The 14,801-nt window shown below is 39.1% G+C and carries 13 protein-coding genes and 1 pseudogene; 10 read left to right on the forward strand and 4 right to left on the reverse strand.

Features of this window, described 5'->3' with window-relative positions; genetic code table 11:
* A complete protein-coding gene (locus WA352_RS04655; protein ID WP_005204057.1) occupies positions 1-651 on the reverse strand; it encodes a potassium channel family protein in 651 nt (216 codons plus the stop codon).
* A 156-nt stretch (positions 652-807) separates the two neighbouring features.
* A complete protein-coding gene (gene ilvA / locus WA352_RS04660; protein WP_171061068.1) occupies positions 808-2,352 on the reverse strand; it encodes a threonine ammonia-lyase, biosynthetic in 1,545 nt (514 codons plus the stop codon).
* Between the two features lie 98 nt (positions 2,353-2,450).
* Here ilvA and rpiA point away from each other — a divergent pair, with 98 nt between their 5' ends.
* Positions 2,451-3,122: a ribose-5-phosphate isomerase RpiA gene (rpiA, locus tag WA352_RS04665; RefSeq protein WP_004806773.1), complete on the forward strand. Its 672-nt coding sequence runs from the start codon at positions 2,451-2,453 to the stop codon at positions 3,120-3,122.
* Positions 3,122-3,814, forward strand: coding sequence for a M48 family metallopeptidase (locus tag WA352_RS04670; RefSeq protein WP_033132883.1), 693 nt, complete (start codon positions 3,122-3,124; stop codon positions 3,812-3,814). The genes rpiA and WA352_RS04670 overlap by 1 nt, the downstream gene beginning before the upstream one ends.
* An 18-nt stretch (positions 3,815-3,832) precedes the next feature.
* Here WA352_RS04670 and WA352_RS04675 read toward each other — a convergent pair whose 3' ends face one another.
* Positions 3,833-4,444: a CDP-alcohol phosphatidyltransferase family protein gene (locus tag WA352_RS04675; RefSeq protein ID WP_033132882.1), complete on the reverse strand. Its 612-nt coding sequence runs from the start codon at positions 4,442-4,444 to the stop codon at positions 3,833-3,835.
* Between the two features lie 187 nt (positions 4,445-4,631).
* A complete protein-coding gene (locus WA352_RS04680) occupies positions 4,632-6,152 on the reverse strand; it encodes a hypothetical protein (protein ID WP_241345084.1) in 1,521 nt (506 codons plus the stop codon).
* A 274-nt stretch (positions 6,153-6,426) separates the two neighbouring features.
* Here WA352_RS04680 and argC point away from each other — a divergent pair, with 274 nt between their 5' ends.
* The 8 genes and pseudogenes from argC (at position 6,427) to WA352_RS04720 (ending at position 14,747) form a co-directional block, all read left to right on the forward strand.
* On the forward strand, positions 6,427-7,476 hold the full coding sequence (gene argC, locus WA352_RS04685; protein WP_033132904.1) for an N-acetyl-gamma-glutamyl-phosphate reductase: 1,050 nt from the start codon (positions 6,427-6,429) through the stop codon (positions 7,474-7,476).
* 81 nt (positions 7,477-7,557) lie between these two features.
* On the forward strand, positions 7,558-8,307 hold the full coding sequence (locus WA352_RS04690; RefSeq protein ID WP_004806783.1) for a DUF6776 family protein: 750 nt from the start codon (positions 7,558-7,560) through the stop codon (positions 8,305-8,307).
* A 21-nt stretch (positions 8,308-8,328) separates the two neighbouring features.
* Complete coding sequence (gene clpS / locus WA352_RS04695; protein ID WP_004806784.1) at positions 8,329-8,742, forward strand: ATP-dependent Clp protease adapter ClpS; 414 nt, start codon at positions 8,329-8,331, stop codon at positions 8,740-8,742.
* A 418-nt stretch (positions 8,743-9,160) separates the two neighbouring features.
* Positions 9,161-9,321: pseudogene (locus tag WA352_RS21825) on the forward strand (ATP-dependent Clp protease adaptor ClpS); the annotation flags it as partial.
* Between the two features lie 44 nt (positions 9,322-9,365).
* A complete protein-coding gene (clpA, locus tag WA352_RS04705; protein WP_004806787.1) occupies positions 9,366-11,651 on the forward strand; it encodes an ATP-dependent Clp protease ATP-binding subunit ClpA in 2,286 nt (761 codons plus the stop codon).
* Entirely contained in the window at positions 11,651-12,013 is a 363-nt protein-coding gene (locus WA352_RS04710; RefSeq protein ID WP_005204046.1) for a YnfA family protein, read from the forward strand. The genes clpA and WA352_RS04710 overlap by 1 nt, the downstream gene beginning before the upstream one ends.
* 73 nt (positions 12,014-12,086) lie before the next feature.
* Complete coding sequence (locus WA352_RS04715) at positions 12,087-12,377, forward strand: hypothetical protein (RefSeq protein WP_227505269.1); 291 nt, start codon at positions 12,087-12,089, stop codon at positions 12,375-12,377.
* 186 nt (positions 12,378-12,563) lie between these two features.
* Positions 12,564-14,747: a TonB-dependent siderophore receptor gene (locus WA352_RS04720; RefSeq protein ID WP_336141405.1), complete on the forward strand. Its 2,184-nt coding sequence runs from the start codon at positions 12,564-12,566 to the stop codon at positions 14,745-14,747.
* Positions 14,748-14,801: the final 54 nt, after the last annotated feature.

Raw genomic sequence — 14,801 nt, forward strand, 5'->3', positions numbered from 1 at the left:
TTATGCGAAACATCCTGAAAGTTTTCGGAGATGACTGAGTAAACCTTCTAGAATGAGGACATCACCTGTTTTTAAAGTGAAGTTGCCGTCTGTTTCATAGAGAATTTCTTGATCTCGTTTTAACAATAAAAGTTTGATATGCGGTTCTTGTTTTAAAATGCCAGATAAATTTACGTTGTTGAGCTTTTCATGCACAGGCACTTTGACAATATAATGATCATGATCAAGCGCCATATAACGGCTTACCATCGGGTAATTTAATGCCTGAGCAACCCGAACACCCATATCTTCTTCAGGATGGATAATCTTACTGACATTTAAATGAGAAAGAATGGTGTGATGTGCTTTGGTTTTAGCCTTGACCAGAATTTTCTCAACACCAAGATTCTTGAGATTCAAAACACAGAGAATACTGGCTTCAATATCTTCACCAATGGCAACAACGACAGCATCGCAATTTTGGATATTGAGTTCTTCTAAAACATGTTCGTCGGTGGCATCGGCAATCACGGCATGGGTAATACGATCAGCAAGACTTTCAACATTGCGTTTAATGGTATCAATGCCAATGACATCATGATTCAGTTTAGTCAGCTCTAATGCAACAGTTGCCCCGAAACTACCTAAACCAATGACTGCAAACTGTGCCATAACTGTCCTTAACTAAATGATAAAAATGTCTTTTTATTCATTTTAAGATGGAATAACTTTCCATTTGTAATGATTTTGTTTGCGCTACACATTTATAAGCAAAACATCGAATAAAAATAAAGCCGACATAATGTCGGCTTTATAGTATTAGAAAGCTTATTTAAGAAAACGACGATAGCCCGTATTATCTGTGATTTCGGCATAAGGATAAGTGATTTTCTCTAAAGTTTCGACTAACCCATCTGGATTTTGCTTCGCATCGGTTGCTTGTAGGCCAACCAGTACACGACCCTCCGCAGCGCCATGGTTACGGTAATGGAATAAGGTAATGTTGTGGGTTGGCCCTAAACGTTCTAAGAAGGTTAACAGAGCGCCTGGACGTTCTGGAAACTCAACACGGAATAAACGCTCATGTTCGATATTGGCATGACCACCAATCAAATAACGAATATGCAGTTTCGCAACCTCATCATCAGACAGGTCATCCACTTCATATTGTTGTTTCAACATCTCATGAATTTCATGACGCTCGGTTTCACCACCTTTGAGGCTGATTCCGACAAAGACTTGAGCGAGATTACTATCACTGGCACGGTAGTTAAACTCAGTGATGTTACGACCTTGTAGAGCACGGCAAAAATGCAGAAATGCACCTTTTTGCTCAGGAATTGTTACCGCGTAGATCGCTTCGCGACGTTCACCCAACTCAGTGCGTTCTGCAATATAGCGTAAACGGTCAAAGTTCATGTTAGCACCACAAACAATTGAGACCATATTTTTGCCAGTCAGTTGGTGCTCTGCGACATATTTTTTGATCCCAGCCAAGGCCATTGCACCAGAAGGTTCAACAATACTGCGATTCTCGTCATAAGTGTCTTTGATTGCAGCACAAATTTCATCTGTATCTACAGTGACTATATCTGGTTCTACGATTGGACCTGAATTATCTGATTTACGAAGACGAATAATGTCGAAAGGTAACTCACCGATTTGTGCAACAGCCGTACCATCAGCAAATAGACCAACATGAGGTAAGATCACACGTTCATTGGTTTCAAGTGCAGCTTTTAAGCACGCGGATTCTTCGTATTCAACACCAATGATTCTGACATGTGGTGCAACTTCACCTAAGTAGGCTGCAACCCCAGCGATTAAACCACCACCGCCGACAGCAACAAAAACGTATTCTACATCACGCCATTGACGCAATAACTCATTGGCAATGGTTCCTTGTCCCGCAATCACCAGTTCATCATCATAAGGTGGAATAAAAACCAAGCCTTCATCTTCAGCACGCTGTTTGGCATATTTATTTGCAACATCAAAACTGTCGCCATGTAACACAACTTGGCCACCTAAACGCTTAACTGCCTGAACCTTAATGTCAGGTGTAGTGCTTGGCATGACAATGATGGCATGAATCCCTAATTTTTTTCCTGATAGAGCGACACCCTGAGCATGATTACCTGCAGATGCACAAATAACACCACGATCAAGCTGATCTTTTGGTAATTGGCTAATTCGGTTGTAAGCACCGCGTAGCTTGAAAGAGAATACAGGCTGTAAATCTTCACGTTTAAATCGAATGTTATTATTAATTTTCTGACTAATTCGTGGAGCTGCTTCAAGCGGTGTTTCAATCGCAACATCATAAACCGTTGCTTGTAAAATTTGTCGTACCACACGAGACAGCATGTTCATCTTCCCTATAACAGTTTAAAATAGGCAATCATTGTAGCAAACCCCTGTGCATTTGCGCTGTTTTCTTAAAGCAAATGTCAAAATAGTTGAGTGAAGTCATGAGTCTATATGCAACCCAAGATGAAAAAAAACAAGCTGCGGCCAAAGCAGCCTTGAAACATTTGCCTAAAGGCGGCATTTTGGGCGTAGGAACAGGAAGTACCGTTAATTTTTTAATTGATTTATTGCCTGAATTGCAATTAGAAGCAGCAGTAGCAAGTTCAACTGCAACAGCTGAACGCCTAAAAAAACTAGGCATTGAAGTGGTCGACATGAATTCTGTCGGTGGTTTAGATGCTTATGTGGATGGTGCTGATGAAATTGACCGTCATATGCATATGATCAAAGGTGGTGGTGCGGCATTAACCCGTGAAAAAATTGTTGCCTCAATTGCAAAGAAATTTGTGTGTATTGTAGATGATTCAAAATGGGTAGATCAGTTAGGACGTGATTTCCCACTTCCTGTTGAAGTGATTCCGATGGCGCGTTCTGCCGTAGCCCGTAAGATTGTTGCCTTGGGTGGTGATCCTGTTTATCGCGAAGGTGTTGTAACCGATAATGGAAATGTGATTTTAGACGTATTTAATCTGAATATTCTAAATGCGATTGAGTTGGAAAAGACCATTAACGACATTCCAGGCGTTGTGACCAATGGTATCTTTGCATTAAATGCAGCAACCATTGCTGTTGTAGCAACTGACAGTGGTATCGAAGAGCGTACAGCACAATAATGCCATTAGTTTCATTAGAAACGCTGTTACCTGAAATTAAAGTTGTTCGACATGCAAGGGCAAGAAATTTGCGCTTGCGTGTTGAGCCAACAGGTATTCGCCTCACAGTTCCTTTGTTCTGTAGCAAACGACAGATTCAGCAGTTTCTGCATCAGTCTGAACAATGGTTGATAGAAACGTGGGGCAAACAACAACAGCAATTTAATCAAACGACGGCATTTCCTGAATCGTTGACATTGTTTCACCATGTGCAGCCTTTTAAAATTATTCAACAACAGCAACGACATATTTTTAAGTTTGATTTCGAGCGACAACAATTACTGATTCGGCATGAACAGTCCGAGCAGGCTTTACAAGCTGCTGTCATGGCTTATGCAAAACAGTTTTTACCTGAATATTTAGCTCAAGTAAGCCAGCAAATCAGTTTGTCTTACCAACAATGTAGTATCCGTAAGCCAAAGACGCGTTGGGGTAGTTGTAGTTCTAAACATGACATCATGTTACATGCTGCATTGGTGCTGATGCCAGAATATATTGTACGATCAGTCTGTGTACATGAGTTAGTACATACCAAACATTTTGATCATAGTGCTGCGTTTTGGAATGAAGTGAAAAAGCATGATACCAATTACCTTGAGCATCGAAAGCAATTGAAACAGACTCAATTGCCGAGTTGGTACTATAAAAAATAATAGAATATACGTTTTGTCTTAACCATTAAAAAAGCGATTGTTCTGAATAGTTAAACCTTTCCGAATACGTATAGCCTGTTTTAGGCTAGGTACATCATTTTGCCATTGTTTGAGTACCAAAATAATGGCAATGATTTCAGCACGTGTCAGAAGACCTAGCCAGAAAACAATCCAAAATAAAATTTGACTTTGGCCTGTAAGTGTCACTTGTACCAATAAGGCAAAGAGAAATAAGGTCCAAATTTTTGCACCAAGACTATGGGTGGCCACTTCTTTACGGAACTTAATAAAGCTAACCATATAAATCGCCACTTCAAATAAAATTAGAACCAGAATCGGCCAAATGTATTGTTTAAAAAAAATAGGTTGTTGTAAGTAAATTGATGCGATTGCACAAATAAAGAAGATTTGATCAATATTGGAGTCTAAGCGACGTAGTTTTTCATCTGACACGCCTAAATGTCTTGCAATGATGCCATCAAAGATATCACTCATTAGTCCGAGTGTTAAAAATACGACTGTATAAAGAGGATAAAAGCTAGGCCGTAATAGTGTTACTACGACAATTAGAAAGCCGAGCAGCAATCTGGAATAAACAAGAAGTGTAGGGATTTGATACTTAAGAGGCATTAAATATAAGATCGATGAGTTTATTAAAGCAGTATATCAGCCGAAGAAGAAAGCTAAGATTGAAATAACAGATTTAAAATAAAACAACAGCTTAGTTAAAGCTGTTGTTTTATTGGAATCGGCAAAATTATTTTGGATTTGGACATTAACGCTTTGGCTAAACATCAATGTTTTAATTTAGCTTGAACTATGAGAAATTGCACTGTAATTGAGTGGTCTGTAGCTGATCTGGCGCTTTACGATTGTCTAAACCAGCACTAGCACTTAACACTTGATTTTTCTTTACTTTTACTTGAATAAAGCTATATTGCAGTGTGCTATTATTTGGTTCAGTTGAGCTGCTGTTTAATAAGTATTCAGCATTGGCTTTATCTACCTGTAATAAATTATCAGTGCTATCGCCATCCAATTTTGAGCTAAAAGTTTGACCATCTTTAACGAGTTCTAACCAGCCATCACCACGAATATTGAGTTGGCAATTACCAGTTGAATCTTTATAGCTACCGATTAAATATTCAATTGAAGGCAAGCCAGCACTAACAATATTGATTCCTGTAATACCTTGTTTACATGGATAAAGAGAACCATTACATGTTTCAGTGGTATCTGCAAACCCGACAGCACGACGATAGTCACCAGCACCAATGACTCGGAAAGCATTAGCTGTATTATTTATAGGGCTATTTCCTGCATAGGACTTTTGCTGTAATAAGGCGTAACCCTGTGGATTTAAAGAAGCCTGACGATAGTTGTCCGCCAGTTGTAGTACCGCTTGCTTTAAAGAACTAGAGAAGGTATCTCTTGCATTCTTTTGATTTTCTGCAATAAATATCAAGTTATTTTTAGCTGAATCAACATTGTCTGGTGTCGGAATCACTAATGAAGTCAGTGTGCTTTGATCACCGCGTAATTTTTTTGCATCAAGATAACCGTCTTTTAAATCAACTGCTAAATTCTTGGTAAATTCAACAAAGCTATTGTTGGGGTAAAGATTTGCCCATTGCTGAATAAAACCGAAACTGAGATAAGTGTTGATGTATACATATGATGTTAACGTCGCATCTTGTGGTGAGAAAGCATTTAAAAGATAAGACGGGTTTAAATTCGGGATATCCAATTGATAGAATGCGCTTGTTAATGCTGAGTTCACATCTTCTGTTGCGAGATTTAATTGAGAAGCACTCACTTTTGTTGGGTTTATATTGCTATCCGTCGGCAGTCCTCCAGAGCGGACTAGGGCACGTTGATAGATTGCTTCTGAACTTGGATTGATATAAATCGTTTGCGTGAGACTACTGGTATTTACTTCTACAAGACTATGTAGAGTCATAGAAATATTTTGGTATTGGCCACTTTGAAAGTCAAAAACCAAAGAATTTGGGTTTGTTGATATCTCAATGCGGTATAAGCGTTCTTTATTTAAAACGCGTGGTAACGTGATGTTGACGTCAGAGGTTGTACTTAAATTTTGTTCCAGAACTAATGTATTATCAAAGTTATCGTAGATTCTAAGAACAACATCACGCATTTCAACTGCTGCTTTGACCTTGAAACTCTTCGGTTTTGGTTCTGATACTGTGGGTGTCGTTTCTACTTTCGCTTTACTTTCACCACTTCCACAACCAACTAATGCCGAACTAAGTAGAAGTGTACTAAGCCCTAAGCAAATATGATGATGTAGTCTTTGTTTTGACATCAAAGAAGGCATTCCAGCTCTCCAAAAAATTTTGCATCCATGAAATTTATTATTACCGCAATTTTTTTATTCTATTCGAATAGTGAAATGATTCAATAGTATTTCTTGACCAATGGTAGAATCAATCCAAATATAATGAGTTTATTTGTATTCTCTCATAAACTTTTGAGTGTTTAATCAAGATTGACAGTACTTTTATTTTGTTAAAAGTTAGGTACTTGAAGATTGTGTAAAATGGGTCAAACTGCCATACTATTTATCTAAATGAAAGCTTGAGGTGTCACGCGTGATTTCTGTTGGTATTGTTGGTGGAACTGGATACACTGGGGTTGAGCTATTACGTCTTTTATTAAGACATTCACAAGTTCAGGTTCGTATTCTCACTTCTCGTACAGAAGCAGGAAAGCGTGTTGCAGATATGTTCCCAAGTCTACGCGGGCATACAACACTCGAGTTTTCAGATCTGGATTTAGATCAATTAGCACAATGTGATGTTGTATTTTTTGCAACGCCACATGGTGTAGCGATGCAACATGCTGAAAAATTGATTGCTACAGGTACAAAAGTCATTGATCTTGCGGCTGATTTTCGCTTGCAGGATTTGGTTCAGTTTGAAAAATGGTATGGTATGCAACACAGTTGTCCTGCCATCTTAAAAGATTCTGTGTATGGTTTAACTGAGTTAAATCGTGAGAAGATCAAGCAAGCACAAGTGATTGGTAATCCTGGTTGTTATCCAACTACGGTACAATTAGGCTTAGCTCCATTACTTAAAAATCCAGACCAACTGATCCAAACACAAAGTATTATTGTGGATGCAAAGTCAGGGGTGTCTGGGGCGGGGCGTAAAGCAAGCCTAGGTATGATTTACAGTGAAAACGCTGATAATTTTAAAGCCTATGGTGTTGCTGGACATCGTCATCATCCCGAGATTGTTGAAGCGCTGGAAAATATTTCAGGACAAAAAGGGCAGTTTGATCAGCTTATTTTTGTGCCGCATCTTGTACCAATGATTCGTGGCATGTTGAGTACGATTTATGTTGACCTAACCGAACAAGGTCAGCAACTTGACTTACAAGCATTTTACGAAGATTTCTATAAAGATGAACGCTTTGTTGATGTCATGCCTACAAATAGTTCTCCAGAAACACGTAGTGTTCGCGGTGCGAACGAGCTTAGAATTGCACTCTACCGCCCACAAGCCAATAAATTGATTATCTTGGTTGCTCAAGACAACCTAGTCAAAGGCGCTGCAGGTCAGGCGATTCAAAATATGAACTTAATGTTTGGTTTTGATGAGGCTGCAGGCTTGGAAGGTATTGGTTTATTACCATAAAAAACGCTTTTTTACTTCACACACATTTAAATTTCGATTTTAATGTGTGCTTTGATGCAGATCATAACGATAGAGATGATGATGGAAAACGTTGAACCGACTACTTCACCAGACAGTTCCGTTGAAAAAAATAAATTCTTAAAAACGAATTTACCTTTGATTATTGGTGCTACTGTTCTTATCGGTAGCAGTTTTTTGCTTGGTTATACTGTCGGCCACCGTCAAGGTTTAACTGTGGTTGGTTATGATGCAGATGCTGAGCAATTGGTAGATGTGGTTCAGAAACAAAAGACTGCATTGGATTCGGTCAGCAAGAGTTTGAATGCTGCTGTTCAAGAGCGTGATATGGCTGTGGGTAATGCGGATGACTTATTCAAAGCAGTGAATCAAGCCAATGCGGATAAGACCCAATTTGAAGGGATGAATGCGATTTATCGTGATATTTTGAGACAACGTGGTGGTGTAAGCTTAACCATTCAAAATATGGCAATTAAATCTTTACCGGAAAATGCCTTTGAATATCAGATTGATCTTGTTCAAGTAAGCCCAAATAAACGCCGTGCTTCTGGTTCGGTTGAGTTGCGCTTAATTAAAGATACTGAAATCTTAGTTGTGCCTTTAGAAGATAAAAACTTCAATTTCGATGATTTTGAGCGCCTAACGGGGCGTTGGACAATGCCCAAAGGGTTTACGCCTCAATTCATTGAAGTGCGTTTAACAGGCGCTGGCACACCTGTAATTAAACGCTTTAGTTGGCAAAGAGGTAAACCGGTTGATGCAGGTTCTGCTTTCGTGTCGGAAATACCTCAAGCTGAAGCAAATGCTCAATAAATTTTAGATTAAGAACTCAATATGCGAAGATATAAACGTCAAATGAATTTAAGTGAAGTGAAAAATTCTTTTCATCAATCTGGGTTTGTCGATTGGCACTTGAATCCACGTTTAAGTGATTCGCAAGAGGATCATGAGGGTGAGGTGGTTGTACAAACAGCCCCTCCAGAATTAAAACGACCGCCGTTATATGCAGTTGTTTTAATGAACGATGATTACACGCCGATGGATTTTGTTATTGAAGTGCTACAAAGTTATTTTGGGTTAGACTTCGATCAGGCCAGTCAGGTGATGTTAACAGTTCATTATGAAGGTAAAGGCACTGCGGGTATTTATCCACGAGATATTGCTGAAACAAAAGCAAATCAGGTGAATAACTATGCCAGAGCTCAAGGTCATCCTTTGTTATGCCAAATCGAGCCTGAGCAGCGTTAATAAAAGCAACGCTCTTGCGGAATTTCATTCCTCATGCGCAAGACGAGCAACTACGTTGCGAGTAACATCGTTAAGAAAAGTAACGCTCTTGCACACCATAGTATGGCTCATAAATTACGAGTGAAAGCGTAAGAAAAGCTGCGGAATATCAACTTTGGGAAATCATATATTGCGAGTGGGTCTTGAAAAAGTAAGGCTATCTTTCGATATGTGATTTAAGCGGTAAATTAAGGCATATCTTGTTTTGTGCTAAAAACATGAAACAATATACTGTGTGTCAATATATTAAACTTATGAATGATTTGTTAGGCTTTAAGCAAGATCATGCAGTATTACAATTTTTCATAGGTTTAATATTGTTTTATAAATGAATAACAAATTCGCTGTCTTTTTGAACGATTAGATAAGTCTTACTCTCTTTGTAATTGAATTTTTACAACAATACTTTGTTTTGAATCTTGACCAAGATAGTCAACTAATGCTAACAGTAGATTATGAAGCAAAGAGACTTGTAGACGTATATCCAATCACGATTACAGAAGCTCAGCGGATCAAGTCAATAATTCGCTTTTTCATTAAAAGATTTTCTTTTTTTGATAGAGCCCAAGATATAAGGGGGTTACATGCTCAGTCGTCAATTAGAAGTATCGTTACGTTTGGCTGTTAGCATGGCTCGTCAAAAGAGACATGAGTTTCTGACAGTTGAACATTTGTTGCTTGCCTTGCTCGATAACGACTCCGCCGTAAATGCATTAAAAGCATGTGGTGCGGACATTGTTACCTTGCGTAAAGAATTAGAGGAATATGTAGAGCAACATACCCCAAAACTTGGTGATAATAGTGAACAGGCCCCTCATCCAACTGAGAGCTTTGATCGAATTTTGCAACGTGCAATTTTCCATGTTCAATCGAGCGGTGGTGACCGTACGGTTGAAGGTGCAGATGTTCTAGTTGCAATGTATTCAGAACGAGATTCTTTCGCGGTTTATTTACTTAAACGTCATCAAATTAACCGTTTAACTTTGACTCAATACCTATCTCATGGGACACGCAAAGATGAGATTCAGGTTGAAGAAGAAGTGGAAGATATTGAGGGTGAAAGTGCGGCTTCAGCAAATGCTGGACCACTTGAACAATATACGTTGAACTTAAATATCGAAGCACAAAAGGGTAAAACCGATCCTTTAATTGGTCGTGAAAAAGAAATTGAGCGTGCAGCACAAATTTTATGCCGTCGCCGTAAAAATAATCCGTTGCTCGTCGGTGATCCGGGTGTAGGTAAAACCTCGATTGCGGAAGGCTTGGCTTGGTTGATTGTCAATGGCAAAGCACCCAAACCACTTGCCAATGCTGAAGTTTATAGCTTAGACATCGGTGCATTGGTTGCAGGGACTAAATATCGTGGTGACTTTGAGAAGCGCTTAAAACAATTGTTGAATGCGTTGAAAAAGAATCCAAATGCAATTTTATTCATTGATGAGATTCATATGATCATTGGTGCAGGCTCAAGCATGGGCAGTACCATGGATGCATCGAATTTAATCAAACCAGCTTTGGCAAATGGCAGCCTACGTTGCATTGGTTCAACAACTTTCCAAGAATATCGTCAAGTATTCGAGAAAGACCATGCTTTATCGCGTCGCTTCCAAAAAATTGACGTGAATGAACCAAGCATCAATGAAACAATTGAAATTTTACGTGGCTTGAAAAACAAGTTCGAAGATTTCCACCATGTTGAATATGATGATAAAGCATTAGTTGCTGCTGTTGAGTTGTCAGCTAAATTTATCAATGATCGTTTCTTGCCAGACAAAGCGATTGATGTGATTGATGAGGCTGGCGCGCAACGCCGCTTGAAAGCAGAAGTGGATGGCACAACGATCTCAGTTGAGAATATCGAAGATATCGTTTCTAAGATTGCACGTATTCCACCGAAAACTGTTTCTAAAGATGACAAGTCTGTACTTGAGAATTTGGAACGTGATCTTAAACGTGTGGTATTCGGTCAGGATGAGGCGATTACAGCGCTTGCATCAGCGATCAAATTATCTCGTGCAGGCTTAAAAGCACCAGATAAACCAGTGGGTAGTTTTGTCTTTGCTGGTCCAACAGGTGTGGGTAAAACCGAGGTCACTAAACAACTGGCTAAATTGCTAGGCGTAGAGCTGGTTCGTTTCGATATGTCTGAGTATATGGAGCGTCATGCGGTTTCTCGCTTGATTGGTGCGCCTCCAGGTTATGTTGGATATGATCAAGGTGGTTTGCTGACCGATGCGATCCATAAAAATCCACATTGTGTCCTGTTGCTTGACGAGATTGAAAAAGCGCATCCAGATGTATTTAACTTGTTATTGCAAGTAATGGATCATGGTGCTTTGACTGACAACAATGGTCGTAAATCTGACTTCAGAAATGTGATTATTGTGCTTACCACCAATATTGGTGCAGAGAGTATTGTTCGTGCAAGTATTGGTTTCACTGAGCAAGATCACAGCGCAGATAACCAAGATGCAATGAAACGCGCATTCTCTCCTGAATTCCGTAACCGTTTGGATGGTGTGATTCAATTTAAAGCACTTCCGACGACAATCATTGATTCAGTGGTAGACAAATTCTTAACCGAATTGCAAGCACAGCTCGACGAGAAACAAGTAGTTCTCGATGTTGATCAAAGTGCTCGTGACTGGTTATCTGCTAATGGTTATGACCGCCTCATGGGTGCTCGTCCGATGCAACGTCTGATTCAAGAACATTTGAAAAAGCCGCTTGCTGAGATGATTTTATTTGGTGAGCTTGCAGAGCATGGTGGCAATGTTGCAGTTTCTGTGAAAACAGAAAATGGCAAAGACGTCGGCTTAAAATTGGAAGTGTTTGAAGATCATATTAACCCGAGTGCTGAACCTGCTTAATGTTTGAATTGTCTTTCTCAATAACCCAAGTACTTAAAGTATTTGGGTTATTTTTCGTTACGGCGATTGCTGAAATTCTAGGTTGTTATTTTCCTTATCTTATTTTGAATCAAGGAAAATCACATTGGTTGTGGATTCCTACTGCATTAAGTTTAGCGGTCTTTGTTTGGTTACTGACATTGCATCCTGCAGCATCAGGTCGTATTTATGCGGCTTATGGTGGTATCTATATTTTTACTGCTTTATTGTGGCTGCGCTATGTTGATCAAGTGATGCTGACACGTTGGGATATTCTAGGTGGTCTTGTGGTTTTGTGTGGGGCTGGCTTAATCATTTTGCAGCCGCAAGGATTGGTGCGGTAAATTATTTATAGATTGAATTAGAATGGAAAAAAGCGAGATTTTCTTTGGTGAAATTAAAGTTGGTGATTTCATATTGAATGAAACTGATTTTCCAAATATTTTTGGGACTATTGAGTGTTCAGAAATCATTGACCCAGTGCTAAAGCAAAAGTTAATGAATTACATTGCTTTTTGGGTTGAAGTTGAAAAAATTGGAACGGATGATGATTTTGGTGATTGTTGGTTGACTTATATTGAACAGCATGAAATTGAGCATTTGAATTTAATTGACTCTGATCAATGGCGCTTGATTAAACCAGATGGAGTGATTTTTTCGATTACGGCACCTGTTTTTCATACAGAAAATCAAATTTCATTCAGATAGTTCTTGTCCAAATTTTTATTAGGGCTAAGAGCAATGCATAACTCTCAAGTGTGCTATACAAACTCAAGACAGAATGATATAGGCACAAAGAGGCTACATTTACGGCCTGTTATGAAAATCAGGCCGACAGAATACTGCTACGATTGATAATGATTTTTATTTTCATTGTTACAATCGAGTGTGTTCATGGAATCCTTAGTTTTCAACAGAAAATTATTTTCTCCCAGAATTTTAGTATCAGCGATTTCCTTGGTAATTGGTTCAGATGTGTGGGCAGCCGACACTGCCAATACATTGCCTACAATAACGGTTAAAGCGGAAAACAATCGTGATCGTTATACTGTTCAATCGAGCCGTAGTTCAGCCAAACTTGATTTAAATTTAAAAGATACTCCACAGAGCTTAACTGTGTTTACTCAACAACAAATAGAGGATCAAAATTTAACAGATATCAGCAAAGTTTTAGAGGAAACACCTGGGGTAAGTAAAAGTCAGCATGGACAAGAAGGCGCTGGCTTTTCAGATTATTATGCTCGTGGTTTTAAGATTAATAATTTTATGCGAGATGGTATTCCAACCAGTGCGGCATCTTTTGGTGGAACTTATAACATTGGTATGGAAGACACGGCTATTTATGACCGTATCGAAATTCTAAAAGGTGTATCAGGTTTGCTTGGCGGTTCTGGTAATCCGAGTGCAAGTATTAACTATGTACGCAAACGCGCGACCGAAGATACACAAGGTTCCATTAAAGTTCAGGCGGGTAGCTGGGAACGATATCGTAGTCAGTTTGATGTATCGGGTGGATTGAACGCAGATAAAACGCTTAAAGGGCGATTGATTGCGGCACATTCGTCAGGAGGTAATCAGCAAGATCGTTATCATAAAGATTCAACCTTACTCTATGGTACGGTAGATTATGATCTCAGTGATCAGACGACATTAACAACCGTACTAAGTTTGCAACAAAATAAAATCTATAATGCTGCACAACATGGTTTTCCATTTGTGAGTGGAGATGGTTTGAAGCAGACGACCTTTGGACCAAGAGATAATCCAGCAACTCACAACTCAAATCTTGCGGTAAATAATCTATATGCATTATTGGGTGTAGAGCATCAATTTAATTCAAATTGGAAAGGGGTGATTAACTATAGTTATTCCAAAACGGACAGCGATCAAATTAGAAACATAGCAGGCTATACTTTAAATTATCAAGATGAAAAGGGTATCGTGAATGGTACTGACTGGGAGGGTAACCCGATTATCTTAAAGCCCAGGGAAATGAGTGTTCATGGCAGTAAGTTTATCAATACACCTGAAGTTCATGCAATTGATAGTTTTGTTTCAGGGCAGTTTCAAGCACTTGGTCGCGAGCATGAATTAAGTTTTGGGATCAATGGATACAAAGTAAATGCCAATGATCCTGCTTATAAAGTCTGGCAATTTTCATCTAGACCGATCCAAAACTACCATGGTGATGTGGGAGACTATATCAACTTGACGCCTATTGGGCGGACGATATCCGATGAATATCAGATTGGTGGATTTGCCTCGGCCAAACTACAGTTAGCAGATCCAGTAAAACTGATTTTAGGCTCACGTTTGAGTACTTGGGAACGCAAAAATACAGGTACTGAACAAAAACAAAGTAACATCTATACCCCTTATGTGGGTTTGATTTTAGATATGAACGATCAGATCTCTGCCTATGCAAGTTATACCTCTATTTTTAATCCATCTACTCGAAAAAATGTTACAGGCCAATTCTTAGACCCAGAAGAGGGAAATAGTGTAGAAATAGGCTTAAAAGCAGAATTCTTTAATCAACGCTTAAATACCAGCCTTGCTTACTTCGAAACCAAGCAAGATAATTTTGCTGTTCGGGATGGTGAAAAGTTTACGACCGATGGTGATTTTGCTTATATTGCAGTGAATGGCGCTAAGGTAAAGGGTGTGGAGTTATCGATTGCTGGTGAATTGAGTCCTGATTGGCATATTTCTGCTGGATATACTTACACAGATGCAAAAGATCGTGATGGAAAAACCTTAACAACAGCTACAGGAAGTTCACTTCCACGGCAGACTCTGAAATTGTTCACAAATTATCAATGGGATAAATTGACATTAGGGGCTGGGGTGAATTGGCAAAGTGAAATTTTTGATACACGTGCACGCGGCGTAGCAACTCAGTTTAATCGACAAGATGACTATGTTCTCTTGAACCTAATGGGGAGATATCAGATCAATCCAGATCTCAGTCTTGCGATCAATGTTGATAATGTCGGAAATACCATTTATAAAAGAACGGCAATCAATACTTGGGGGGAGCTACGTAATTTTATGGCAACTCTGAACTATAAGTTTTGATACGAGTGCTTAAATTATAAAATAATCAGATCGCTTTAGATGAATGTTGGGTTC

The sequence above is a fragment of the Acinetobacter sp. 102 genome (assembly GCF_037028485.1).
GTDB classification, from domain to species: Bacteria; Pseudomonadota; Gammaproteobacteria; order Pseudomonadales; family Moraxellaceae; genus Acinetobacter; species Acinetobacter higginsii.

Excerpts from the sequence above, each read along its gene's own strand:
- ilvA (WP_171061068.1), bottom strand. The coding sequence starts at position 2,352 with ATGAACATGCTGTCTCGTGTGGTACGACAAATTTTACAAGCAACGGTT.
- WA352_RS04710 (WP_005204046.1), top strand. The coding sequence starts at position 11,651 with ATGTTTGAATTGTCTTTCTCAATAACCCAAGTACTTAAAGTATTTGGG.
- WA352_RS04670 (WP_033132883.1), top strand. The coding sequence starts at position 3,122 with ATGCCATTAGTTTCATTAGAAACGCTGTTACCTGAAATTAAAGTTGTT.
- clpS (WP_004806784.1), top strand. The coding sequence starts at position 8,329 with ATGCGAAGATATAAACGTCAAATGAATTTAAGTGAAGTGAAAAATTCT.
- WA352_RS04690 (WP_004806783.1), top strand. The coding sequence starts at position 7,558 with ATGGAAAACGTTGAACCGACTACTTCACCAGACAGTTCCGTTGAAAAA.
- WA352_RS04675 (WP_033132882.1), bottom strand. The coding sequence starts at position 4,444 with ATGCCTCTTAAGTATCAAATCCCTACACTTCTTGTTTATTCCAGATTG.
- WA352_RS04720 (WP_336141405.1), top strand. The coding sequence starts at position 12,564 with ATGGAATCCTTAGTTTTCAACAGAAAATTATTTTCTCCCAGAATTTTA.
- clpA (WP_004806787.1), top strand. The coding sequence starts at position 9,366 with ATGCTCAGTCGTCAATTAGAAGTATCGTTACGTTTGGCTGTTAGCATG.
- WA352_RS04655 (WP_005204057.1), bottom strand. The coding sequence starts at position 651 with ATGGCACAGTTTGCAGTCATTGGTTTAGGTAGTTTCGGGGCAACTGTT.
- WA352_RS04680 (WP_241345084.1), bottom strand. The coding sequence starts at position 6,152 with ATGCCTTCTTTGATGTCAAAACAAAGACTACATCATCATATTTGCTTA.
- rpiA (WP_004806773.1), top strand. The coding sequence starts at position 2,451 with ATGAGTCTATATGCAACCCAAGATGAAAAAAAACAAGCTGCGGCCAAA.